This window comes from Ensifer sp. ENS02 (assembly GCF_014851885.1).
In the GTDB taxonomy this organism is placed as follows: domain Bacteria; phylum Pseudomonadota; class Alphaproteobacteria; order Rhizobiales; family Rhizobiaceae; genus Ensifer; species Ensifer adhaerens.
This window is the reverse complement of sequence record NZ_JACVAO010000007.1, coordinates 313,481-338,632: the sequence shown is the minus strand read 5'-3', so window position 1 is coordinate 338,632 and position 25,152 is coordinate 313,481. Positions and strand designations below refer to the sequence as shown.

16 protein-coding genes are annotated in these 25,152 nt (G+C 63.2%); 8 read left to right on the top strand and 8 right to left on the bottom strand.

Annotated elements, in window-relative coordinates; all coding sequences use genetic code 11:
- Positions 1 to 109: 109 nt before the first annotated feature.
- On the top strand, positions 110 to 1,720 hold the full coding sequence (gene purH / locus IB262_RS17250) for a bifunctional phosphoribosylaminoimidazolecarboxamide formyltransferase/IMP cyclohydrolase (protein WP_112977276.1): 1,611 nt from the start codon (positions 110 to 112) through the stop codon (positions 1,718 to 1,720).
- Between the two features lie 56 nt (positions 1,721 to 1,776).
- Here the strand turns inward: purH and IB262_RS17245 are convergent, their stop codons facing one another.
- Both IB262_RS17245 and IB262_RS17240 read right to left on the bottom strand, forming a co-directional pair.
- Entirely contained in the window at positions 1,777 to 3,204 is a 1,428-nt protein-coding gene (locus IB262_RS17245) for an MFS transporter (RefSeq protein WP_089044262.1), read from the bottom strand.
- 132 nt (positions 3,205 to 3,336) lie between these two features.
- Complete coding sequence (locus IB262_RS17240) at positions 3,337 to 8,130, bottom strand: NAD-glutamate dehydrogenase (RefSeq protein WP_060521508.1); 4,794 nt, start codon at positions 8,128 to 8,130, stop codon at positions 3,337 to 3,339.
- A gap of 285 nt (positions 8,131 to 8,415) precedes the next feature.
- On the opposite strand from IB262_RS17240, the gene pdxY reads away from it, so the two are divergent.
- Positions 8,416 to 9,297 carry a pyridoxal kinase PdxY gene (gene pdxY, locus IB262_RS17235; protein ID WP_112977242.1) on the top strand — a complete coding sequence of 294 codons (882 nt, stop codon included), beginning with the start codon at positions 8,416 to 8,418 and terminating at the stop codon, positions 9,295 to 9,297.
- Between the two features lie 129 nt (positions 9,298 to 9,426).
- On the top strand, positions 9,427 to 10,080 hold the full coding sequence (locus IB262_RS17230) for a carbonic anhydrase (RefSeq protein ID WP_034800167.1): 654 nt from the start codon (positions 9,427 to 9,429) through the stop codon (positions 10,078 to 10,080).
- A 79-nt stretch (positions 10,081 to 10,159) separates the two neighbouring features.
- Here the strand turns inward: IB262_RS17230 and IB262_RS17225 are convergent, their stop codons facing one another.
- On the bottom strand, positions 10,160 to 10,981 hold the full coding sequence (locus tag IB262_RS17225; RefSeq protein WP_034800180.1) for a lytic transglycosylase domain-containing protein: 822 nt from the start codon (positions 10,979 to 10,981) through the stop codon (positions 10,160 to 10,162).
- Positions 10,982 to 11,174: 193 nt separating this feature from the next.
- Positions 11,175 to 12,209, bottom strand: coding sequence for an aspartate-semialdehyde dehydrogenase (locus IB262_RS17220; protein ID WP_034800169.1), 1,035 nt, complete (start codon positions 12,207 to 12,209; stop codon positions 11,175 to 11,177).
- Between the two features lie 485 nt (positions 12,210 to 12,694).
- Between IB262_RS17220 and IB262_RS17215 the strand changes: the two genes are divergently transcribed.
- A complete protein-coding gene (locus IB262_RS17215) occupies positions 12,695 to 14,584 on the top strand; it encodes an MFS transporter (protein ID WP_034800173.1) in 1,890 nt (629 codons plus the stop codon).
- A gap of 101 nt (positions 14,585 to 14,685) precedes the next feature.
- Here IB262_RS17215 and IB262_RS17210 read toward each other — a convergent pair whose 3' ends face one another.
- Both IB262_RS17210 and leuB read right to left on the bottom strand, forming a co-directional pair.
- Positions 14,686 to 15,375: a phosphatase PAP2 family protein gene (locus tag IB262_RS17210; RefSeq protein WP_034800174.1), complete on the bottom strand. Its 690-nt coding sequence runs from the start codon at positions 15,373 to 15,375 to the stop codon at positions 14,686 to 14,688.
- Between the two features lie 231 nt (positions 15,376 to 15,606).
- A complete protein-coding gene (leuB, locus tag IB262_RS17205; RefSeq protein WP_192493713.1) occupies positions 15,607 to 16,719 on the bottom strand; it encodes a 3-isopropylmalate dehydrogenase in 1,113 nt (370 codons plus the stop codon).
- A gap of 197 nt (positions 16,720 to 16,916) precedes the next feature.
- On the opposite strand from leuB, the gene IB262_RS36485 reads away from it, so the two are divergent.
- The 3 genes from IB262_RS36485 (at position 16,917) to IB262_RS17195 (ending at position 19,906) form a co-directional block, all read left to right on the top strand.
- Positions 16,917 to 17,048: a hypothetical protein gene (locus tag IB262_RS36485; RefSeq protein ID WP_268089491.1), complete on the top strand. Its 132-nt coding sequence runs from the start codon at positions 16,917 to 16,919 to the stop codon at positions 17,046 to 17,048.
- 47 nt (positions 17,049 to 17,095) lie between these two features.
- Positions 17,096 to 17,737 carry a LysE family translocator gene (locus tag IB262_RS17200; RefSeq protein ID WP_060586602.1) on the top strand — a complete coding sequence of 214 codons (642 nt, stop codon included), beginning with the start codon at positions 17,096 to 17,098 and terminating at the stop codon, positions 17,735 to 17,737.
- Between the two features lie 105 nt (positions 17,738 to 17,842).
- On the top strand, positions 17,843 to 19,906 hold the full coding sequence (locus IB262_RS17195; protein WP_192493712.1) for a M3 family metallopeptidase: 2,064 nt from the start codon (positions 17,843 to 17,845) through the stop codon (positions 19,904 to 19,906).
- Positions 19,907 to 19,923: 17 nt separating this feature from the next.
- Here IB262_RS17195 and IB262_RS17190 read toward each other — a convergent pair whose 3' ends face one another.
- Positions 19,924 to 21,399, bottom strand: coding sequence for a glycosyl transferase family protein (locus IB262_RS17190; RefSeq protein WP_192493711.1), 1,476 nt, complete (start codon positions 21,397 to 21,399; stop codon positions 19,924 to 19,926).
- 153 nt (positions 21,400 to 21,552) lie between these two features.
- Here IB262_RS17190 and IB262_RS17185 point away from each other — a divergent pair, with 153 nt between their 5' ends.
- Positions 21,553 to 23,712, top strand: a complete 2,160-nt coding sequence (locus IB262_RS17185; RefSeq protein WP_246802658.1) for a TonB-dependent receptor — start codon at positions 21,553 to 21,555, stop codon at positions 23,710 to 23,712.
- An 88-nt stretch (positions 23,713 to 23,800) separates the two neighbouring features.
- On the opposite strand, the gene IB262_RS17180 is transcribed toward IB262_RS17185, so the two are convergent.
- Positions 23,801 to 24,973, bottom strand: a complete 1,173-nt coding sequence (locus IB262_RS17180; protein ID WP_192493709.1) for a dihydrodipicolinate synthase family protein — start codon at positions 24,971 to 24,973, stop codon at positions 23,801 to 23,803.
- Positions 24,974 to 25,152: the final 179 nt, after the last annotated feature.

Genomic DNA, 25,152 nt, shown 5'->3' with positions numbered 1-25,152 from the left:
CTTCAGGCCCGGCGAGGTTCCTTCGCCCGGCAAGCTATGCTAACGGGCAGCCATCTCAACCGCCGGAGCTTCCTCCCGGGGCGTCCGGCGCCGCCAAAGGAGCATGGTTGTGGCTGTCGCCTCCAAGAAAATCCCCGCCCCGAACGAGGTTACGGTCCGCACCGCCCTCCTCTCCGTCTCCGACAAGACGGGCGTCGTCGAGCTCGCGCGCGCCCTTAACGAAAAGGGCATCCGGCTCGTTTCGACGGGCGGGACCCACAAGGCACTCTCCGAGGCTGGCCTGCCGGTGAGCGACGTTTCCGAGCTGACCGGCTTTCCCGAGGTCATGGACGGCCGCGTGAAGACGCTGCATCCGGGCGTTCACGGTGGCCTCTTGGCGATCCGTGACGATGCCGATCACGTTGCGGCCATGTCGACGCACGGCATCACCGCCATCGACCTCGCGATCATCAACCTCTATCCCTTCGAAGAGGTCAGGGCCAAGGGCGGCGACTACCCGACGACGGTCGAAAACATCGATATCGGCGGCCCGGCGATGATCCGCGCCTCGGCCAAGAACCATGCCTATGTGACGATCGTCACCGATCCGGCCGACTATCCGGTGCTGCTCGAAGAGCTTGCTTCCCGCAAGACGACCTATGCCTTCCGCCAGAAGATGGCCGCCAAGGCCTATGCCCGGACTGCCGCCTATGACGCGGCCATTTCAAACTGGTTCGCCGAGGCGCTCGACACCCCGATGCCGCGCCATCGCGTCATCGGCGGCGTCCTGAAGGAAGAAATGCGCTACGGCGAAAACCCGCACCAGAAGGCAGGCTTCTACCTGACGGGCGAGAACCGCCCGGGTGTCGCCACGGCGACGCTGCTGCAGGGCAAGCAGCTCTCCTACAACAACATCAACGACACGGATGCCGCCTTCGAGCTGGTGGCCGAGTTCCTGCCGGAGAAGGCACCGGCGGTCGCGATCATCAAGCATGCCAACCCTTGCGGCGTCGCGACCGCGCCGACGCTTGCCGAAGCCTATCGCCGGGCGCTTGCCTGTGATTCCACCTCGGCTTTCGGCGGCATCATCGCGCTCAACCAGGAGCTCGATGCGGAGACGGCCGAAGAGATCGTCAAGCTCTTCACCGAAGTGATCATCGCGCCTTCGGTCAGCGATGCGGCCAAGGCCGTGATTGCCCGCAAGCCGAACCTGCGTCTGCTTGCGACCGGTGGCCTGCCGGATCCGCGCATTCCGGGTCTTGCCGCAAAGACCGTCTCGGGCGGCCTGCTTGTGCAGACGCGCGACAACGGCATGGTCGAGGATCTCGAACTCAAGGTCGTCACCAAGCGCGCGCCGACGCCCCAGGAACTCGAAGACATGAAGTTCGCCTTCAAGGTGGCCAAGCACGTGAAGTCGAATGCGATCGTTTATGCCAAGGACGGCCAGACGGCCGGCATCGGCGCCGGCCAGATGAGCCGTGTCGATTCCGCTCGCATCGCCGCGATCAAGGCCGAAGAAGCCGCAAAGGCGCTGGGCCTTGCAACGCCGCTCACCAAGGGTTCGGCTGTTGCCTCCGAAGCCTTCCTGCCGTTTGCCGACGGCCTGCTCTCGGCGATCGCCGCGGGTGCTACGGCCGTCATCCAGCCGGGCGGCTCCATGCGTGATGAAGAGGTGATTGCGGCTGCGAACGAGCATGGCGTCGCCATGGTCTTCACCGGCATGCGCCACTTCCGCCACTAACATCGTCGGGGCGGGCGCTGGGCGTCTGTCCGGAATTGGCCGCTAAGGCCCAACAGTCAGAAGCCGTCGCTTCCCCAGGACGCGGCGGCTTTTTTGCGACCGTCATCGGCCGGATAGGGCGTGCGCAGAAGGATCAGCAGGCCGATCACCAGAAAAGCAATCAGCGCCATCATGCCGATCCGTGCCGAGCCGGTGGCAAGCGTGATCGTGGCAACGGATGCGGGGGCGAGGAACGAGGTGGCCCGGCCGGACAGCGCATAGAGGCCGAAGTAGCGACCGGCCTCGTCGAGGCTGACGCTGCGGGCGAGGTAGGAGCGCGACGAGGCCTGAACGGGGCCGAAGGCGACACCGACGAGCAGGCCGTAGAGAATGTAGGCCTTTTCGGCGGCCGTGCCGAACAGGCCGCCGGTATCTTCCATCGACAGCGGCAGCAGCCCGAACAGCGTGAAGCCGGGGCCCGTCGAGACGATGCCGATCGTGGCAATCGTCAGGCAGATGAGGCTGGCGGTGACGATCACCTTGGAGCCAAGGTGCGCATCCAGCCAGCTGGCGCAGAGGCAGCCGCCGATCGCGACGACGTTGAGAATGATGCCGTAGACGCCGAGCTCCAGGGTCTGCCAGGCGAACATCGCGGCCGCGAAGGTGCCGCCGAGTGCCAGCAGACCATTGACGCCGTCCTGGAAGATCATGCGCGCGATCAGGAAGCGCAGGATCCCACGCCTTTCCCGAAGCTCGACGAGCGTGCCCTTGAGCTCCCTGAGGCCAGTGACGGTTGCCTTGCCGAGCGACATCGCCGCCTTGGTGGCATCCGGCGTGAACAGGAACATCGGCAGGATAAAGACGAGGTACCAGACGGCGGAGATCGGGCCGGTGATGCGTGCATCCTCCCCCTTCGCCGGATCCAGGCCGAACAGAGGGTCGATGCCAAGTGCCGTCTTGCCGGTCTCAGGACTTCCGGCAAGCAAGGCCACGACGGCGACCAGCACGATCATGCCGCCGAGATAGCCGAGCCCCCAGGCGATGTTGGAAATGCGCCCCACGTCCTTCTCCGGCACCAGACGGGGCATCATCGAATCGTTGAAGACGATCGAGAACTCGGCCGCGACCGTCGCGAGGATCATGAAGATCGCCGGATAGAGGATCGGCGAGCCGGGGGCTGCGAACCAGAGCATAGCCAGCGATGCGATCTTGATGACGGCGAAGAAGGCGATCCAGGGTTTGCGCGGCCCGGTGGCGTCGGCGATCGAGCCGAGCACCGGCGAAAGAACCGCGATGATGATGCCCGAAACCGTGAGCGTGTAGCCCCACATCGCCTGGCCGACCGCATGGTCCTCCGTCAGCCGCGATACGAAATAGGGGCCGAAGATGAAGGTCGTGATGACGGTGAAGAAGGGCTGCGCGGCCCAGTCGAACAGCATCCAGCCGCCGATGCCCGCACGGGACGTGCGTGGCTGGTCTTCAGTCCCCCCGGCCGAAATCTGCAAAGTCCCCTCCCGAAACGACTGCGCCACGCGTCCCCTCGAACGCGCGGCGCAGCCTATCTTCAATTGAACCGATTCCAAAAGGTCTGGAACCGGACGCGGGCGAAAAAACTGCCCGCATCCTCTTTGGCACCGTTACTTGGCCCTTCCGCGTGCCAGGTCGTTGAGGAGACCTGCAGCGACGGTGATCTTGGCAAGCGTCGTTTCACCCTTCTCGGTCAGAAGGCGCAGCTGGCCAGTCGCCTGGGCGACACGGACGCGCTCGCTTTCTTCCCAGGCCGCAACCGGGTTGCGCTCCTTCTTCTGCTCGCGCAGGGCTGCCGCGGTGATATCCCGGCGTGCCGCCGCGATATCGGATACGGCGCGTGACAGAGCCATGGCCTCGAATTGCTCGGTTGCCGGAACGCGATCGGATGCCGCCAGAAGGCGGTTGATGCGAAGCGTGTCGGTGACGGCGAAATAACCTTGCGCCGTGCGGCTCAGCGTCTCGCCGGTTTCCGCAGCAATCTGCATGATCTCGGGCACCAGCGTCATCAGCGCCAGTTCCGAGATTTCCTCGGCGAGCTTGGCGGGGACGCCACCCTCGACGAAGGCTGCCGTCTTCAACCGGGCTTCTTCGGCGCTCTCGCCGGACACTGCAGTGCGCATGGTCGCACGCAGCTTCTGCAGGCCGTCGCCGAGGCGCGATACGGCCTCGGAGACCGAGCCGGTCGCCGCATGGGTGCGCAGCGCCCGCTCGGTGACGAGCGTGAAGATGCGGCCGACTTCCTGGTAGAGGATGTTCTGCAGGCCGCCGCCGATCTTGTTGTCGAGCGCGTCGATCTCGTCATAGATCCGCGGCAGGTCGAAGCCGTCGAGCGCCAGCACTGCCGCCTTGACGACGTCGGCCGAGAGGAAGCCGGTGGCGTCCGTCAGGGTCGAGACAAAGGCCGGACCACCGCGGTTGATGACCTCGTTGGCGAGGATCGTCGCGATGATTTCGCGGCGCAGGCGGTGACCGTGGATATCGCCGGCATAGGCCTTGCGCATCTTGCCCGGGAAGTAACGCTCGAGCGTCGCCGTGAAGTACGGATCGTCGGGCAGCTCGCTCGCAATCAGCTCATCGAAGAGAACGAGCTTGGAGTAGGAGAGCAGCACGCCGATTTCCGGGCGGGTCAATGGCTTGCCCGCCTGGTAACGCTCGGTCATGGCCTGGTCGGTCGGCAGCGTCTCGACCTTGCGGTTGAGATGGCCGTCGGCCTCCAGCCGGGTCATGAGCCGGCCGAGCGTCGTGCGGTTGCCGAGCCCTTGCATGGCGGTCAGAGAGATCGCCAGCGATTGCTCGTAGTTGTTGCGCAGCACCAGGTGGCCCACTTCCTCGGTCATCGAGGCGAGCAGCGTGTTGCGCTTCGGACGGGTCAGGCGACCATCGCGCATGGCGGAAGCCAGCGCGATCTTGATGTTGACCTCGACGTCGGACGAGTTGACGCCCGCCGAGTTGTCGATGGCATCCGAGTTGCAGCGGCCGCCATTCAGGCCGAAGCCGATGCGGCCCTTCTGGGTGACGCCGAGGTTGGCGCCCTCGCCGATGACACGGGCGCGGACCTCTTCGGCTGCCACGCGAATGGCGTCGTTGGCACGATCGCCAACTTCGGCGTCCGTTTCGTTGCTGCCGCGCACATAGGTGCCGATGCCGCCGAACCAGAGCAGGTCGACCTGGCTCTTCAGGATCGCGTTCATGATCTCGAAGGGCGTTGCCTTCTGCTTGTCGAGGCCGATGGCGGCCATCGCCTCAGGCGTCAACGTCACCGACTTCTCGGCACGCGAGATGATCATCGCGCCGTTCGAAAGCGTCTTGCGGTCATAGTCCTGCCAGCTCGAACGCGGCAGGTCGAACATGCGCTTGCGCTCGGCAAAGGACCCATCGATATCCGGATTCGGATCGATGAAGATATCGCGATGATCGAAGGCTGCGATGAGGCGGATCTTCTCGGACAGAAGCATGCCGTTGCCGAAGACGTCGCCCGACATGTCGCCAACGCCGGCAACGGTGAAGGGCGTCGTCTGGATGTCGGTATCCATCTCACGGAAGTGCCGCTTGACGGTTTCCCAGGCGCCGCGGGCGGTGATGCCCATCTTCTTGTGGTCGTAACCGGCGGAACCGCCCGATGCGAAGGCGTCGTCGAGCCAGAAGCCCGCTTCCTGTGCAAGGCCGTTGGCCGTGTCGGAGAAGGTCGCGGTGCCCTTGTCGGCAGCAACGACGAAGTAAGGGTCGTCGCCGTCATGGCGCTGCGTGTCGGCCGGCGGCACGACATCCTGGCCGACGATGTTGTCGGTGACCGACAGCAGGGTGCGGATGAAGGTCTTGTAGGCTTCGGTGCCGGCCTTGAAGATTTCGTCGCGGGTGCCGCCGACCGGAAGCAGCTTCGGATAGAAGCCGCCCTTGGCGCCGACGGGCACGATAACGGCGTTCTTGACCTGCTGCGCCTTCACCAGACCGAGCACTTCCGTGCGGTAGTCCTGGGCGCGGTCCGACCAGCGCAGGCCGCCGCGGGCGACCTTGCCGAAGCGCAGGTGCACGCCTTCGACCTCGGTGCCGTAGACGAAGATTTCGCGGAACGGATGCGGTTCCGGCAGACCGTCGAGCTGCTTCGGGTCCAGCTTGAAGGCGAGCACCGCGCGCGGCTTGCCGTCGGCGTCATGCTGGAAGTAGTTGGTCCGGAGCGTCGCTTCGATCGCGTTGACGTAGCGTCGCAGAATCCGGTCCTCGTCGAGGCTCGGAACGGCCGAGAGCGCGTCCTCGATCGCCGACAGCAGCGCGTTGCACTTCTTGGCGCGCGGCTTTTCCTCGAGCTTCGGATCCATGCGGGTCACGAACAGCTTGAAGATATCGGCGGCAATCGCCGGATACTTGTTCAGCGTGTCGGCGATATAGCCCTGAGAGTAGGTGATGCCGGCCTGTCGCAGATAGCGGGCATAGGCGCGCAGCACCGTCACTTCGCGGGCGTTGAGGCCCGCAAGCAGGATCAGCCGGTTGAAGTTGTCGTCCTCGATCGCGCCGTTCCAGGCGGCCAGGAACGCCTCTTCCAGCGCCGGGCCGGATTTTTCGAGATTCAGCGCAAGGCCATCGCGATGGATCAGCTCCATGTCGTGCAGCACGACCTTGCGCTTCTCTTCGCCATGGGCATTGACGCCGATGTCGTAGGTCTGTTCGCTGATGACCCGGAAGCCGAGGTTTTCAAGCAAAGGTACGCGGCGCGACAGCGACACGGGTTCGCTGGCGTGGAAGATCTTGAGCTCGGCGGTGTCCGGCCGCGAGACGGCGCGCGGATAGTGGTAGAACTCGATGCGGATCGGATCCGGGCCCTTGCAGGCGGCGATGTCGGCCAGATCGGCATAGGCTTCAGCCGGCGTGAAGAACGACTGGTAGGCATTGTCGACATCGAGCTCGATGCCGTCCTTGCGGGCAAGCAGGTCGAACCGGTCGATCCAGCGGGTGACGATGCCGCGAACGGCTTCTTCGAGCTTGGCCTGCGGAATGCGCGGCGTCTTGCCGGCGGAGCGGCCGATGATGAAGTGGACGCGGGCAAGGCCCCCTTCCGGGAAGGCCGGGTAGTAGGCGGAGACGCGACCGTCATAGACCGTCTTCAGGTAGTCGCCGATCTTTTCGCGCACATCCGAATCGTACTGTTCGCGCGGCACGAAGACGATCACCGAGACGAAGCGGTCGAAATGGTCGATGCGTGGCAGCACGCGGATGCGCGGCCGGTCGCCGAGTTCGTTGATCTGTTCGCAGAAAGCGGCGAGCAGGCCGACATCGATCTGGAAGAGATCGTCGCGCGGATAGGATTCGAGCGTGTTGTCGAGCATCTTGCCGGAATGGCTCTGCGGATCGTAGCCGAAGTGATCGACGATCTTTTCGATCTTGTGGCGCAGCAGCGGGATCTCGGCCGCCTGGCGGGTATAGGCCGAGGAGGTGAAGAGGCCGACGATGCGCAGTTCTCCGGCGACATTGCCGTCGGCGTCGAAGCGCTTGACACCGATATAATCCATATAGGCGCGGCGATGGACGACCGATTTGACGTTGGCCTTGGTGACGATCAGGAAATCCGGGCTTTCGAGGAAGGCGAGAATTTCAGGCGTAGTCAGCACCGCGTCCTTGCCCTGGCGCAGCACGCGCACATCGGGATTGGAGAGCATGCCGAGGCCCCTGCCCTTGCCGCGCTCGACCATCGCCTTTCCGCCCTTGCCGGAATAGGTGTATTCGCGCATGCCGAGGAAGGTGAAGTTGTTGTCACGCAGCCAGCGGAGGAAGGCGAGCGCCTCGTCGCGGTCGCTCTTCTTGCGCGAGGCATTATAAGCCTCCAGCTCCTGCATCGCATGATCGAGCAGCGCGGTCATCGCTGGCCAGTCGTGCACAGCCTGGTGCACCTGCTCCAGCACGTCGCGAATGCGGTTGCTGAGCTGTTCGGCCTCGACCGGCGCGAGCTTCGTCAGATGGATCTGGATATGGCTGACGCGGTGCGACGGATCGCTTTCCTCTTCGGGATCGAAGAGCTTTGCCGGCTTGCCCGGTTCCTTGACCAGGATGGGATGGATCGCGAGGTGAATGTCACGGTGGGTGCTGGTGATTTCCCCCATGACCGAATCATAGAGGAACGGCATGTTGCGTTCGGTGACCGCGATGATCGACACCTCGGTGCCGCCAGGTGCTACACCGGCGACGGTTTCGACGGAAACCTGCGGCTTGCCGCCATCCCAGCGGGCGAGTTCCTGATAGGCATGGGCGGCTGTCAGCGCCAGCATGTCCGCCGAATAGAGATCGAGGTCATCGTTGCTGGCCCCACCGAAGAGGATCTCCGGCGCCAGCGCCTCGACGCCCAGTTTGATGGCGGCCGCCTTCGCTGCGTCGATGTGTCTGTCCCGCTTCGGATTGTATTTCACGCCCATGAAGTCTCTCCCATTCATGATAGGCCAAACCCTATCAGAACCATGGCTAATGGCGACCGCTTTTTACGCTGATTTCGGCAAAATCGAGCCCAAAATCGGAGAATTTCACGTGAAAACAGCTTAAATCCATTTAAATCGAAGGTAATTTCGCGAAAATTGCTCGAAAATCGAAGAAAAAGCACGAAAACGCCAGAGGCTTCTCCGGAGCCTATCTGCCATCGGCTGTTGACAGGGGGGTGACAGTCGGGTGAACAGAGTTTCGAGATCGTAGGATTGGACTGGTCGATGCCCGAAATGCCTTCCCTGCCCGGCGCCGTCATCGTCATCTCGAGCCATGTCGTGCGCGGCAAGGTGGGCAACAGGGCCGTGGTCTTCGCGCTTGAAACTTTGGGGCATCCAGTCTGGGCCCTGCCGACCGTCATCCTCCCCTGGCATCCGGGCCACGGCCGCTCGACGCGGGTCACCATTTCCGATCAGGATTTCGGGTCGGTGGCCGATGACCTCATTGCAGCACCCTGGGCCGGAGAGGTGCGTGCCGTGCTTTCGGGCTACCTCGGCTCGGCCGGACAGGCCGAAAGCGTGGCCCGGCTGGTGACGGCGCTGAAGGAGCGCAATCCCAAACTGATCTACGCCTGCGACCCCGTGATCGGCGATGCTGGCGGTCTCTATGTGCCGGAAGTCACGGCGGTTGCCATTCGCGACCGGTTGCTGCCGCTTGCAAATCTCGCGACCCCGAACCGTTACGAGCTTGCCTGGCTTGCCGGGGCGACGTTGGAGACGAACACGGCGATCCTTGACGCAGCGCTCGGCCTCGGTCCGGCCCACGTCTTGGTGACGTCTGCCGTGCCGATGATGAGCGGCGGGACCGGTAATCTCTTTCTCTCGGGCAACCACGCCCTGCTTGCCGAACATCGTTTGGTCGAAAACCCGCCGAATGGTACGGGCGACCTGTTGGCGGCGGTGTTTCTCGCCCGGATCCTTGAAGGACTTTCAGAGGAACGTGCCTTGCAGATGGCGACTGCGAGCGTATTTGAGATCATCGCGCGGAGCGTCAAGCGCGGCGCGGATGAACTGACCATCGAGCAGGACGCGTCGAGCCTATCGACGCCAATGGCGATGGTGCAGATGCGCCGACTGGTTCATCCGAATCAGATGCGGCGCAAGTGAAGAAGCTGTTCACGGACCGCCACCCCTATGGCATCGTGGATTGAATTTTAGATCGCGATCATTTTCATGACGGAGGCGCAGGTGGGCGAAAGCCGGCCATGCCGCCTTGAAGCACGAGCGGAGCAATCGATGGACAAGCAGCAGCAGCGTTTTCCGGACTATCTTCTGAACGGCTACCACAACTTCATGAACGGTCGCTTCAGCGAGCAGCAGAAACGCTATAAGGCGCTGGCGGAAACCGGTCAAAAGCCGAAGACGATGGTGATTGCCTGTTGCGACTCGCGTGCTGCGCCGGAAACGATCTTCGACAGCGGCCCGGGCGAACTCTTCGTCGTGCGCAACGTCGCCAATCTCATGCCGCCCTACGAGCCGGATGGTCACTACCACTCCACTTCGGCGGCCCTCGAGTTCGCCGTGCAGTCGCTGCGCGTCAGCGACATCGTCGTCATGGGCCATGGCCGCTGTGGTGGTATCAAAGCGGCACTCGATCCCGATGCGGAGCCTCTGTCACCGGGCGATTTCATCGGTCGCTGGATGCATCTGCTGAGGCCCGCGGCTGAGCAGATCCAGAGCAACGACGTGATGACGCAGGCGGAGCGCCAGCGTGCGCTCGAGCGAGTTTCGATCCGCAACTCGCTTGCCAATCTGCGCACTTTCCCGTGCGTCCAGATCCTCGAGGCCAAGGGCAAGCTCCACCTGCACGGCGCCTGGTTCGACATCTCGACCGGCGAACTCTGGGTGATGGACCCGGTGACGGGTGATTTTTCCCGCCCGGGAATGTAATCGGTCAGCAAAAAAAGGCCCGGCTCTTTCGAACCGGGCCTTTTGTCTCGTTGGTTATGCGTTCCGAAGGACGAAAATCCTAGAGACCGTCGATCTCGGCGCCGATGATGGCGATCGCCTGCTGGTAGACGCTTGCGGCGTTCCAGCCCTGGATCGCAGCGAAGTTCGCCTGGCCCTGCTGATAGCCGGCGCCCGGCTGCCAGCCATGGCCGCGCAGGAAATTGGCGGTGGATGCCAGCGCGTCGGCCTTGGAGCGAACCATGTCGACATGGCCGTTGCCATCGCCGTCGACGCCGTATTTCAGGACGTTGGCGGGCAGGAACTGGGTCTGGCCGATTTCGCCGTGGGCGGCGCCACGCGCATCCGGGCTCAGATCGCCGCGCTGCACGAGCTGCAGGGCCGCATAGAGCTGGTTGGTGAAGTAGTCCGAGCGACGGCAGTCATAGGCCAGCGTCGAAACGGCCGAGAGCGTGTGCTCCTTGCCCATGAAACCGCCGAAGCCGGTTTCCATGCCCCAGATGGCAATCAGCGGGCCAGCCGGCACGCCGTAGCGCCGCTCGATGCTGGTAAAGAGTGCGGCGTTCTGCTGCTTCATCTTCTTGCCGCGGGAAATGATCACCTGGCCGCCGCGCTTCTGCATGAACTGCTCGAGCGACAGCTTGAAGCTCTTCTGGCCGCGGTCGGCGCGGATCGTCGCCTTGTTGTAGGAGACGCCGGAGAGTGCACGGTCGAGCACCTGCGGGCTGATGCCGTTGCCGGAGGCCTGCTGCTTGAAGTTCTGCACCCAGGCTTCAAAGCCGCTTCCGTCATTGCCGCATTGGGCGGCAGATGCCACCGCCGGAAAAACTGCAGTCGAAATCAGGGCGGCAAGCCCCACTGCTGCGCACTTCGCCCTGTGCATGAAATACCCCGTCATAGCCCGAATCTCGTTGCTCTTAAAAATGCCAGCCTTCGCCGGCCGTGTCACCTACCGCAAGCGGCAGGTAACTTTATCGTGGTTTCACGTGAATCCGGGAAGGATCGGCCCCTCGTGAAACAGGAAACCCGCCAGGCTCGAAAGAGCCTGGCGGGAGTGAGTGGTTCTAATGCCGTTTTCAGGCAGCCTGCTTGCGCGGCTTGATGAGGCCACGATTGACCAGCAGCTCGGCAATCTGGATCGCGTTCAGAGCGGCACCCTTGCGCAGGTTGTCGGAAACGACCCACAGGTTGAGGCCGTTCTCGACGGTTGCGTCTTCGCGGATGCGCGAGATGTAGGTCGCATCTTCGCCGGCGCACTCGTAAGGCGTGACGTAGCCGCCGTTCTCGTGCTTGTCGACGACGAGGCAACCCGGCGCTTCGCGCAGGATGTCGCGCGCTTCGTCAGCGGTGATCTCGTTTTCGAACTCGATGTTCACCGATTCGGAATGGCCGATGAAGACGGGAACGCGCACGGCGGTGCAGGTCACCTTGATCTTCGGGTCGAGCATCTTCTTGGTCTCGGCGAGAACCTTCCACTCTTCCTTCGTGTAGCCGTCTTCCATGAACACGTCGATGTGCGGAATGACGTTGAAGGCGATGCGCTTGGTGAACTTCTTCGATTCGATGGGGTCGGCGACGAACACCGCGCGGGTCTGGTTGAAGAGTTCGTCCATGCCGTCCTTGCCGGCGCCGGAAACCGACTGGTAGGTCGAGACGACGACGCGCTTGATCTTGGCGTGGTCGTGCAGCGGCTTCAGCGCGACGACGAGCTGGGCGGTCGAGCAATTCGGGTTGGCGATGATGTTCTTCTTGGTGAACTGCGCGATCGCGTCCGGGTTCACTTCCGGAACGATCAGCGGCACTTCGGCGTCGTAGCGCCAGGCCGAGGAGTTGTCGATGACGACACAGCCCTGCTGGCCGATCTTCGGCGAATACTTCAGCGATACGGCGCCGCCAGCCGACATCAGGCAGATATCGGTGTCGGAGAAGTCGTAGTTTTCGAGGTTCTTGACCTTGAGGGTCTTGTCGCCGAAGGAGACTTCGGTGCCCTGGGAGCGGGCGGAAGCAAGGGCGACCACTTCATCCGCGGGAAAGCCGCGTTCGGAAAGGATGTTCAGCATCTCCCGGCCGACATTGCCGGTGGCGCCTGCGACTGCAATCTTGAAACCCATGATCTAAGCTCTCTTTTCTGTCTCTCCTCGTCGGGTGAGGGGGAAACCGCGCGACCTGCCGCGAGGGTTCCTGTCCCCGGCCAAACCGGGGAGAGAGCGGAGGGCCAGAGACGTCAGACGGTTTTCGTCGTCGTTTTGGCCGTTGTTTTGCAAGCGAACGAAAAATCGACATCCTGCCCCGCGGCAAGAGCCGGCAGGATCAAAGCAGCGATGGCTGGACCGATCGGTCGCATGGTGGTGATTTCCTCGTTCGTCGCTGCTCTTACGCGGTTTTGGGGAAGAGTCAAGACATTGCCGCGCGCCGGCACGCCCCCGCCCTGCCCGCGATCGATCGCCGCATTAGACGAAAGTCATAAGCCGAAAGCATCTCTGCCTGTGATGACACTTTTCTGACATCCTCATTTCAGGCGCACCACGTCCGGACGTTCGAGGGAGGAATGCTGGACCAGCCAATGGGCGCTCCTTTGGAGTGGAGGATTATCAAAATGGCAAATGTCGCGACAGCGGACGACGCAAAAACGCGTCCGATGACCGGCGAGGAGAAGAAGGTCATCTTCGCCTCGTCGCTCGGTACCGTCTTCGAATGGTACGATTTCTATCTCTACGGTTCGCTCGCCGTCTACATCGGCGCGACCTTCTTCAGTTCCTACCCGGAAACGACGCGTAACATCTTCGCGCTTCTGGCCTTTGCCGCGGGCTTCCTGGTTCGCCCGTTCGGCGCGCTCGTCTTCGGTCGCCTGGGTGACCTCGTTGGCCGCAAATATACCTTCCTCGTGACGATCCTGATCATGGGTCTGTCGACCTTCCTGGTCGGCATCCTGCCCGGCGCTGCCTCGATCGGCATTGCCGCGCCGATCCTGCTCATCGTGCTGCGCATGCTGCAGGGCCTGGCGCTCGGCGGCGAATATGGCGGTGCGGCAACCTACGTGGCCGAACACGCGCCGCATGGGCGTCGCGGCTACTTCACGTCCTGGATCCAGACCACGGCGACGCTCGGTCTGTTCCTGTCGCTGGTGGTGATCCTGCTCGTGCAGTTCGCGCTCGGCAAGGAAGCCTTCGCCGCCTGGGGCTGGCGCATTCCGTTCCTGCTGTCCTGCGTGCTTCTCGGCATTTCCGTCTGGATCCGTCTGAAGATGAACGAATCCCCGGCCTTCAAGAAGATGAAGGAAGAGGGCAAGGGCTCCAAGGCGCCGCTTCGGGAAGCCTTCGGCCAGTGGAAGAACGCCAAGATCGCGCTTCTGGCGCTGTTCGGTGCCGTCGTCGGACAAGCCGTGGTCTGGTACTCCGGTCAGTTCTACGCGCTGTTCTTCCTGACCGGCGTCCTGAAAGTAGACGGTCAGTCGGCCAACATCATGGTCGCCGCCTCGCTTTTGATTGGCACGGGCTTCTTCGTGCTCTTCGGTTGGCTCTCCGACAAGATCGGCCGCAAGCCGATCATCATGGCCGGTTTGCTGCTTGCGATGCTCACCTACTTCCCGCTGTTCAAGGCGCTGACCTGGGCCGGTAACCCTGCACTCGCTGAAGCCCAGGCAACCGTTCGCGCAACGGTGACCGCGGCTCCCGGCGACTGCAAATTCCAGTTCAACCCGACGGGCACGGCGAAGTTCACCACCTCGTGCGACATCGCAACTGCGTTCCTCACCAAGAACTCCGTTCCCTACGACGTCGTCACGACGGCAGCAGCGGGCACGGCCGCGACGGTCAAGGTCGGCGACACCACGATCAACAGCTACGACGCAGTCGCTGCTGGCGATGGTGCCAAGGCCGCCAACGCCGCCTTCGAAAAGCAGACCAACATGGCGCTCCACAATGCCGGCTACCCGCTGGTTCGTGGCGCGGCAAAGGTTCCGGACGCCAAGCTTGACGGTTTTGTCACCGCCAACCCGGAACTGTCGCTTGACGCAGCCGCTGTCCGCGGCGGCGAAAAGACCATGGTTCCGGCCGAAAAGCTCATCGCCGACAAGCTGCTGACCAAGGATGAAGTGGGCGCTGCCACCGAAATGGCCGTCTACACGATCGCCGGCGGCGGCACCTACGCGATGGTCGCGGATCCTGCCAACGTCAACTGGACGACAATCATCGCGGTGCTCACCGTGCTCGTCATCTACGTGACGATGGTCTACGGCCCGATCGCAGCCCTGCTGGTCGAACTTTTCCCGACCCGCATCCGCTACACCGGCATGTCGCTGCCCTACCACATCGGCAACGGCTGGTTCGGCGGTCTGCTTCCGGCAACGGCCTTCGCGATGAGTGCTGCCCAGGGCGATATCTACTACGGCCTCTGGTACCCGATCGTCTTTGCAGGGATCACGCTGGTCATCGGCCTCCTGTTCCTGCCGGAAACGAAGGATCGCGACATCCACGCGATGGATTAAGCCCGGCGCTCCCGGAGAGAACAAATCCCGGGAGCACCTCAAATCTTCCCCGAGCTATTATGGCTCTCCTGACTCCGGCGCGGTCTTCCGCGCCGGCTTTTTTATTGGGTCGGCTCGCTGCGTCCGGCAAGCGGCCAACCGCCCGGGCCGAGGCGAAACAGGCGACCGTATTTGGCGAAGACAAACGCCATCATCACCGATGTCCAAAGGCCGAGCAGCAGCCCGGCGGCGACGTCGCTTGGATAGTGTGCGCCAACGATGACGCGGGAAACACCGATCGTCAGCGCCAGGACCAGAAAGAGTGGCCTCAGTCTCGGCAGCAGCATGGCGAAGACGCCGAAAAACGCACCGGCCGCAGTCGAGTGCCCGGACGGAAAGCTCTCATAGAGATCACTGGCGGCGAACGGCGTCAGGCTGTAGGCGCCGAGCTCGGCAAAGAGTTCCGGTCGTGCCCGGCCGATCAGGAGCTTCAGCGTATGCACCAACGCGCTGGCGGTGCCGATCGTCAAAAGGAAATAGGCGGCGAGGTCGCGGGCAGTGCGCGCCTTGTTTTGAAGCGGCCCCTGGCTTGCCGCCCGGCGCAGCACGAAGGCCCCCGCAAGCAGGATACCGGAAAGATAGATCATCCAGCCAAAGGTACCGAAATCGGTGATCCTTTCATTGAAGGTGACGATGTTGTCCGGCAGGCCTTGCGCGCGCTGTGACAGGAACGGATCGAGCGGGATGAGCGCGAACACGAGGATGGCTGTTGTCAGCACGATCCATCCGGTGGCCGCAAGTGGTCGGTTCATGGTTCTCCCATCCTGCCACCCAGATCGCGCGGCAATTGTCTGTTCCTGTCGGGGCACGATGCAGGGCACTTCCCGCGCCAGACGGCCCCGGTCCGTCTTTTTCCGATGTGTCGGTTCTTTTGGCAAATTCAAGGCCGTGGAATGCAAAACACCTCCGGATGCGCTCCGGAGGTGTTGGTTTTCGTAGGCCTGTTGGCGTCGGCGTGACGCCGATCCGGGATCGGTTGTCGCTTACGCCGACAGCGCCTTGAACTCGGCAAGGATGGCGTCGCCCATCTCGACGGTTCCGACCTTCTTCGCCCCTTCGGCCATGATGTCGCCGGTGCGGATGCCCTGGTCGAGCACGTTGGCGATCGCCTTCTCCAGATTGTCGGCGTCCTTCACCAGGTTGAAGGAGTAGCGCAGGCACATGGCGAACGACGCGATCATCGCGATCGGGTTGGCGATGCCCTGGCCGGCAATGTCGGGTGCCGAGCCGTGCACCGGCTCATAGAGCGCCTTGCGCTTGCCGCTGACCGCATCCGGTGCGCCGAGCGAGGCGGAGGGCAGCATGCCGAGCGAACCGGTGAGCATCGCCGCCACGTCCGACAGCATGTCGCCGAACAGGTTGTCGGTGACGATGACGTCGAACTGCTTGGGCTGGCGCACCAGCTGCATGCCGCCGGCGTCCGCCAGCATGTGCTCGAGCTGGACGTCGGAGTATTTCGCCTTGTGCGTCTCGGTCACCACCTGGTTCCACAACACGCCCGACTTCATGACGTTGCGCTTTTCCATCGAGCAGACGCGGTTGTTGCGGGTGCGGGCCAGCTCGAAGGCGACGCCGGCGATGCGCTCGATCTCGTAGGTGTCGTAGACCTGGGTGTCGATGCCACGCTTCTGGCCGTTGCCGAGATCGACGATCTCCTTCGGTTCGCCGAAATAGACGCCACCGGTCAGCTCGCGCACGATCAGGATGTCGAGGCCTTCGACCAGTTCGGGCTTCAGCGACGAGGCGGCGGAAAGCGCCGGGTAGCAGATCGCCGGGCGCAGGTTGGCGAAGAGTTCGAGATCCTTGCGCAGGCGCAGCAGACCGGCTTCCGGGCGAACCTCGTAGGGCACCGCATCCCACTTCGGACCGCCGACGGCGCCGAACAGCACCGCATCGGCGGCAAGCGCCTTTGCCATGTCCTCTTCCGAGATCGCCTGACCGTGGGCGTCATAGGCCGAACCGCCAACCAGGCCCTCGTCCGTCACGAAGCCGGCACCAAGCTCGGCATTCATGTAGGCGATGATTTTGCGGACTTCCGCCATGGCTTCCGGGCCGATGCCGTCGCCGGGCAGAAGGAAGAGGTTGCGCACAGTCATGGATAGTCCTTCTCGCGGGGGGAAAACTCGGCCGCGTTCTAGCGCAACTTCGTATCGAGGGAAATCGGCGAAACGAAAGATTTGTGCGCGCCCGCGAGCGGAACGTTCCCTACGGAACAGCTGATCGGTCGAGGCACTGCGATCATGGCCCAGAAGCCGCGTACCTGCCTGGCCGTCGATCCCTCGAGGAGAAAAACATGCGCAATTTTGTTCACGCCGTCGCCGCCCATATCCGCGCCACGACCAAGAACCTGACCTTTACTGGCCGGCCTTCCGGCAAGCGCTCACCCGCGTCGTCCTATAGTTGGCTTAGCTTTCCTCTTGACTGAAACGGTGCCTCCGGATCGAATGCGGGTAACACAACTGGGAACCCGCCATGTCCGAGACGCTGCTGATTGGAGCCTTTCTCGCCGCCCTCTCCTACGTCCTTATTCCCGGACCGGCGTTTCTGGCGCTGCTCGGCATCGGCGCCGGCCAGGGGCGCAAGGCAGGCGCCTTGTTCATGGGCGGACACCTTGCCGGTGACGTTCTCTGGTCGACCCTGGCGCTGGTCGCAATCGTCGGCGCGCGCTCCGTCGGCACGACGATTTTCGATATCCTCGGTCTCTTCTGCGGCGCCTATCTCGGCTGGATCGGCTGGACGGCATTGCGCGCACGCCCCGCCGGCGAGAACCGCGCGCTCGTGACAGTCGAGCGTCCTTTGAGGCGCGGACTGATTTTTGGACTCACCAATCCCAAGGGCTATCCGGTAGCGCTCGCAACCTTCACGGCGCTGCTTGCCAGCTCGGCCAACGCGCTCGAGTTCGATGCGCTGCCGGCGCTGCTCGGCGTCTCGCTGATCGGATTTCTCGTGGCCGATCTGATCCTGATCGTCATCATCGGCACCTCGGTCGTGCGGCGTTTCTACCGACGCCACGAACTCACGATCGTCCGGCTCTCCGGTCTCCTGTTCATCGGCTTTGCCGTTCAGGCGGTCTGGCACGCTGCCCCCGGGCTTCTCGGTTTGCGCAGGCCTTGACGGCAAGCCCCCTCACGACCACCTCCATTGCCTCCGCGTCCTGATTTCAAGATCAGCGACGCCCCTCCCCGGCCCCGCGTCGGACCGCATGCGAAAGGATTTCTGATGACCACCAGCACCCCGCTCAATCCCGCGCTCACCGCATGGACCGGCCACGAAGGCCTGCCGCGTTTCGACCTGGTGAAGGACGAGGATTTTGCTCCGGCGTTCGACGCGGCTTTCAGGGAACATGAGGCGGAGATCGACGCGATTGCCGAAAACCCGGCGGCGCGGACCTTCGAAAACACGATCATTGCGCTGGAGATCGCCGGTGACGGACTGTCGCGCGTATCCTCGATCTTCTGGAACAAGGCCGGCGCCGACACCAACGAGACGATCCAGGCGCTGGAGCGCGATATCGCGCCGAAGATGTCCCGGCACTATTCGAAAATCGGCATGAATGCGGCGCTGTTCAAGCGCATCGACACGCTGTGGGAAGGGCGCGCAAGGCTTGGCCTCGATCTTGAAGCGACGCGCGTACTCGAGCGCCACTGGAAGGGTTTCGTCAAATCCGGCGCCAAGCTCGCAAAGCCGGAGCAGGAGCGGCTGGCAGCGATCAACGAGAAACTCGCCGGTCTCGGCGCCAGGTTCGGGCAAAACGTGCTCGCCGATGAGAAGAGCTGGGTTCTGTTCCTGGAGAGCGAGGAACAGCTCGCCGGCCTGCCGGACTTCCTGCGCGACGCCATGGCGGCGGTTGCCGAAGACCGCGGCCAGAAGGGCAAGTATGCCGTCACCCTGTCGCGCTCGATCATCGAACCGTTCCTGACCTTCTCCGACAATCGCGAGCTTCGCGAGCAGGCCTTCCGCGCCTGGATCGCGCGCGGTGAAAATGGCGGCGACACCGACAATCGCGGGCTGATCGCCGAGATGCTGGCGCTGCGGGCCGAAAAGGCGAAGCTGCTCGGCTATGATAACTTCGCGTCGCTGAAGCTCGACGATACCATGGCGAAGACGCCCACTGCCGTGAACGGCCTGCTGATGCAAGTCTGGGAAAAGGCGGTTGCCCGCGCCCGCGAGGAAGAGGCCGAGCTTGCCCGGCTCGTTGCCGACGAGGGCCGCAATCACGACGTCATGCCCTGGGACTGGCGCCATTACGCCGAGAAGCTCCGCGCCGAGAAGTTCAATTTCTCCGAAGGCGAACTCAAGCCTTACCTGCAGCTCGAAAAGATCATCGAGGCCTGCTTCGATGTCGCCAAGCGTCTGTTCGGCATTACCGCGACGGAGAAGAAGGGCATTGCCGCCTACCATCCCGACGTGCGCGTCTTCGAGGTCAAGGATGCATCCGGCAAGCTGGTAGCATTGTTCCTTGGCGACTACTTCGCCCGGTCTTCGAAGCGCTCCGGTGCGTGGATGAGTTCGTTCCAGTCGCAGCACAAGCTCAAGCTGAAGAATGGCGCCGAAGGCGAGCTGCCGATCATCTACAACGTCTGCAATTTCGCCAAGCCCGCCGAGGGCAAGCCGGCGCTGCTGTCGCTCGATGATGCCCGAACGCTCTTCCACGAGTTCGGGCACGCATTGCATGGCATGCTATCCAACGTCACCTACCCTTCGGTGTCCGGCACGGGTGTGTCGCGTGACTTCGTCGAGCTGCCGTCGCAGCTTTACGAACATTGGCTGACGGTGCCGGAGATCCTGAAGCGTTATGCGGTGCACTACCAGACCGGCGAGCCGATGCCGCAGGCGCTGCTCGACAAGGTGCTGGCGGCGCGAACCTTCAACTCGGGCTTCGCAACAGTCGAGTTCACGTCGTCCGCACTGGTCGATATGGCCTATCATACGGCCGCGGTGACGGCGGAACCGATGGCGCTCGAAGCCAAGAAGCTCGATGAGATCGGCATGCCGAAATCCATCGTCATGCGCCATCGCAGCCCGCACTTCCTGCACGTCTTCTCGGGCGACGGCTACTCGGCCGGCTACTATTCCTACATGTGGTCGGAAGTGCTCGACGCCGATGCCTTCGCCGCCTTCGAGGAAACCGGCAACGCCTTCGATCCGGCCATGGCCGCCCGCCTCAAGGACAACATCTATTCGGTCGGAGGCTCGATCGATCCGGAGGATGCCTACAAGGCCTTTCGCGGCAAACTGCCGAGCCCGGATGCGATGCTCGCGAAAAAGGGCCTGGCTGCCTGAGCCACGCCGATCTCCGATCACGCCATCCGGCGTGATCGGTTGTTCCAAAGTCCCCGCACTGTCTCGCAAGCAGCCTCGAAGTCGTCGTGATTGCGCAGACTGACAAGGGCGGCAGCCGCCGTCGTAATGATGGTGGTTTCCGCGCGCTCGTCGCGGGCAGCACCAGTCCAAACCGCCTGCCAGTATTCGCGGCTGCTCAAGCCGGTGCGCGGTTCGGCCGGCGGCGCGATTTTCGCGGGAATGATGACGTCGGAAGCTTCGCCGCCGACAAGGCGGAAAAGGGGCGTCTGGCGGTAGGGCGTGAACTCAGCGTGGTCGCGGGTATTGCCGAGGATCGTCAACTCTCTCGTGCCGAGCAGCATGGCGATGTCGCGGCTGAGCGTTCGGCTCGAGGGATTGGCGACTCCGATCAGGCTTGTCCGTCCGCCCATCGGATTGATGAGGTGAATGGCGGCGTTTAGCGGCATGCGCATCTCCATCAGCCGATAGAGCCCCAGCAAGCGATAGACCTGCGGCGCAAAGGCCGAGAGCGGCAGATAGGCGATGCCTGCCGACCGAAGCGCTGTCTTGGCGGCCGTGATCGACGTGCAGATCGGGATGCCGGCTGCGGAAGCGGCCACCTCCAGCTTGTGCCGATCCGTACCCTCTTCACCGTAACTTCCATGCAACACGACGCGATGCCCGGCATCGACGACAAGCCGTGCCGCATGCAGGAACCAGGGCGCAGTCTTCAATTTGGGCGAGAGGTAGCAGGGCCAATCGAGGTCGGCGATGCCGTTTCCCGGTTCAATTGCGCCGATATGGCGGCGCATGGCGCGCACGAAACCGGCCACCTCCACCGCCGTCGGTCCGCGATAATGCAGCACCGTCATCAGCGCACCGATCTGCACCGGGTCCGCTTCGCCGGCAAGGATGATCGCCAGCGCGTCCTCGGCCTCCTCTTCGCTCAAGGGGCGGCTGCGGCCGGCGCCGGTTCCGACAGTCGCGATGCAGCGAGCCAATCGTCGTTCAGGGGCGGCATCGTCCCCGATTTCGGCCAGCTTTGCGGCGAACTGTTCCGGTGCCGGCTTCCCCTCAAGCAGGCGGCTTGGCCGGACCGCCAGCGGTGGTGCGTCGGTCAGTGCCTGCCCTCCCCAGCCGGCGTGACCTGTCTGTGTGGGTGCGGACGCAGAGCCAGCGGAGCGTGCGTCAAGCAGGGCTTCGGTCCCTGCGGCAAGAGCGCGCACGCGTAGCCGCAGAGACTCGGCAAGCGGGGTCGGACGCAGGCCATGACCTGTGCGCAGGAACAGCGGATCGGCATAGTCCTCACGCAACTGACCGAGCAAGCGGCTCATTGCCGAGGGCTGCAGACCGACGCTTGAAGCGGCACGGCTGACGCTGTTTTCGCGTAGCAGTGCGTCCAGCGCCAGGAGCAGGCGCAGCTTGCTCAGATCCGTCTGACGTTCGTTGGAGGCCGACGCGCCTCCTGTAACGCTCGCCGTTGCTTTCGCCATGGTTCCGTCCCGCCTTTCTGTCTCATCCGGCATATTCGCGGGCGCTGTTTTGCGTCGTTTCGTATTTGGAACGGTTCCAAAACAGCGTCGTTGACCGTCTCCCTCGCCAATAACTAAGTGGAGTTCATTACTCAACATATATGCGGGGCGAAGATGATGAAGCGGATGGGGCCTGAGACCGAAACCGAGGGGCAGCGGCAAGGGGCCCGCTGGAACCGGTGCGGCTCGGCCGGATGGTCACGTCGTTTCGTCTGCGCCTGCCTCGCCGGCACGGCGCTGACGGCGCCGACGGAAGCCTTGGCACAGAAGGCCAAGGAAAAGGAGAAGGCGACCGAACTCGAGCAGATTGTGGTGACGGCGACCGGGTTCGAGCAAAACGTCAAGGATGCGCCGGCGAGCATCACGGTGATCTCGGGCGAAGACCTGCAAAAGCGGTCGTTCCGCGATCTCACCGATGCGCTTCGCGACGCGCAAGGGGTTGCGGTGACAGGTGTCGCCAACGAGCGCGACATCTTCATCCGCGGCCTGCCGGGTTCCTACACGCTGATTCTTGTCGACGGAAAGCGCCAGAGCACGCGTGACGCGCGCACCAATGGCAACTCCGGTTTCGAGCAGAGCTTCATTCCGCCGGCCGCCGCCATCGAGCGTATCGAGATCGTCCGTGGGCCGATGTCGTCGCTCTACGGTTCTGATGCCATGGGTGGGGTCATCAACATCATCACCCGCAAGGTCGCCGACAGCTGGACCGGCTCGTTCACCACCGACGGCACGATGCAGCAGCACAAGCAGTTCGGCAATTCGGGCCAAATGTCGTTCTACACCAGCGGGCCGATCCTGAAAGATACGCTCGGCGTACAGATCTGGGGCCGCGGCCTGAAGCGCAGTGAGGACAGGTTCCTTTCCGGCATCACCGGTTCGAAGGAACACGATCTGACGGCGCGGCTTTCCTATACGCCGAACGAGGATCATGACTTCTTCCTCGAAGGCGGGACCGCACGGCTTCGCCGCGATGCCAATGTCGGCAAGACGATCGAGCCCGGACCGCGCGCGGTCAGCACCTACAACGACAACGACCGCGATCACTGGTCGTTCTCCCATACGGGGCGCTGGGGACCGACGACGTCTGACTTCTCCATCCTGCAGGAATGGGCGGAGCGCCGGACCTACAACTACAGCCAGGCAGACGGTCGCTTCGTCAAGCAGCCGCGCGCGCCCGAGGTGCGCAACACCGTCATCGACGGCAAGTTCACCACCCCCTTCGATCTCGGCGGCAGCCACACGCTGGTGACTGGCGGGCAATATTTCGAGGCGCGGCTTTCCGACCAGAACCCGGGTCGACGCACGGGCTTGAACGAGACCTTCTCGGCGACGCAATGGGCGCTGTTTGCCGAAGACGAATGGCGCATGGTCGATGACTTCGCACTGACCACGGGCCTGCGTCTCGATCATCATGAGGAATATGGCTACCACTTGAGCCCGCGCATCTACGGCGTCTGGAACGCGACCGACATGCTGACGGTAAAGGGCGGCATTTCCACCGGCTTCCGTGCGCCCGATATCCGCAGCATTGCGCCGGGTTATGCCTATACGACCGGCGGTGGCGGTTGCTCCTATGGTCCGACCGGCACCTGCGGCGTGATCATCGCCGATCCGAACCTGAGGGCCGAATCGAGCACGAGCTATGAAATCGGCGCGGTTTGGGACAATGGCGACGTCATTCTCGGCGGTACCTATTTCTATACGGATTTCCGGGACAAGATCTCCAACTCGATGGTGCTGGATTCGGCCGGCAATCCGGTGCGCTGGAGCGAGGACCCGAACTACCGCCTCTGGTACAACTACAATATCGACGACGCGATCATTCAGGGCGTCGAGCTGACCGCGACCTGGAATGCGACGCCGGATCTGACACTTCGCGCGAGCTACACCTACACGCAGTCCGAACAGAAGACCGGCACCTTTGCCGGCTTCCCGCTGGCGCGAACGCCGGAACACATGGCCAATCTCAGGGCTGATTGGTACACGCCGGTCGAAGGGCTAGAAGCCTGGGCTTCCGTCAACTATCACGGCGAAGAGATCGCCGCCGGCCCGCGCATCGGCACCAACGGCAAGCCGGTGACGATCAACGGCCAGCAGGGCCGCAAGTACGACGCCTATACGACGGTCGATATCGGCACGAAATATGATGTCGGCGAGGGCCTGACGCTGAACGCCGCGGTCTACAATCTCTTCGACAAGGAAGTCGAGCAGACCGATTTCAACACGGTCATGGAAGGCCGCCGCTTCTGGATGAGCCTGACGGCAACATTCTGATCATCCGGCCGGTCCCTGCCCGGCTCCCGATCGAAAACAGACGGCGCCCGGAAGGCGCCGTCTGTCATTTCTCAAGCGCCGCTCTTTCTCAGGCGCTTTGGTCCACGCCGAGGGTCGATAGCAGGCTTTTCATTCTCTGGAGCGCCAGTTCCGGCCGGTCGAGCACATTGGCGCGGTCGGCGAGGCGGAAGATATCGGCGTAGTGCAGCACCCCGCGGGCGGACTGCATGCCGGCGGGCATGGTGAAGTGGCGCTGGTGGCCATTCAGCCAGGCGAGGAGAACGACGCCGGCCTTGTAATACTGTGTCGGCGCCTCGAAGATCTTGCGGGACAGGGGCACGGTCGGCTCGATAACGCCGCGGAAGGTGGCGAGATCGTCCTTCGCCAGCGCCGCAAGTGCCTTGGAGGCGGAGGGCGCCACCGCATCGAAGATGCCGAGCAGCGCGTGGCTGTACTTCGTGCCATCGCCCTCGATCAGTTCGGCATAGTTGAAGTCGTCGCCGGTAAAGCAGAGCACGCCTTCGGGCAGGCGATTGCGCAGTGCCACTTCCTTGGCGTTTTCGAGCAGCGAAATCTTGATGCCTTCGACCTTGTCGCGGTTGGCTTCGATGATCGAGAGCACCGTATCGAGCGCCTGGTCGAAATTCTCCGAACCCCAATAGCCCCGAAGTTGCGGATCGAACATGTCGCCGAGCCAATGCAACACCACCTTGTGCCTGGTCTGGCCGAGGATGCGGCCATAGACGAGGCGATAGTCGTCGGCCGATCGCGCGACGCGGGCGAGCGCCCGGCTCGCCATCATGATCGCCCTGCCCCCCTCGCCTTCGACGAAGCCGACCTGTTCCTCATAGGCGGCAATCACATCGTCAAGCGAGCGTGCATCGGTGGGCGCAAGATGGTCGGTGCCGGCGCCACAGGCAAGATCGGCGCCCGCTATCTGCCGCGCATCGCTGAGCGATCGGCGGATCAGCTCCTGCGCGCCCGGCCAGGCAAGGCCCATGCCGCGTTGGGCGGTGTCCATCGCCTCGGCGATTTTGAAACCCAGGCTCCAGAGGTGATGGCGAAACGCCATCGTCGCGTCCCAGTCGATCGCCGGGTTGCCCCAGGGATCGAGATCCTTGAGCGGATCCGAGACCACATGGGCGGCCGCATAGGCGATGCGGTTGAAGGTCGGCGGCGTGTTGGGCCGTTCGATCGGCGTTCCGGTCAGGCGATACTGTTCAAGCGAGCCGTCTTGGCGCGGCAGCGTCAGGCTTGTCATTGGGGTTAGTCTCCTCCGCGGACGTTTGTCTTGGAATACTTTGGATCGTTCCAAATGGCAAGCGGCAATGTTTTTCAGGCGAGGCGATCCTCCTCCAGACGATTGCGGATCTCCGATAATATCATTGAAATTCAATTAAATAATCCGTCAAACCGCAGATCTCTACGCTTCTCAAGGTG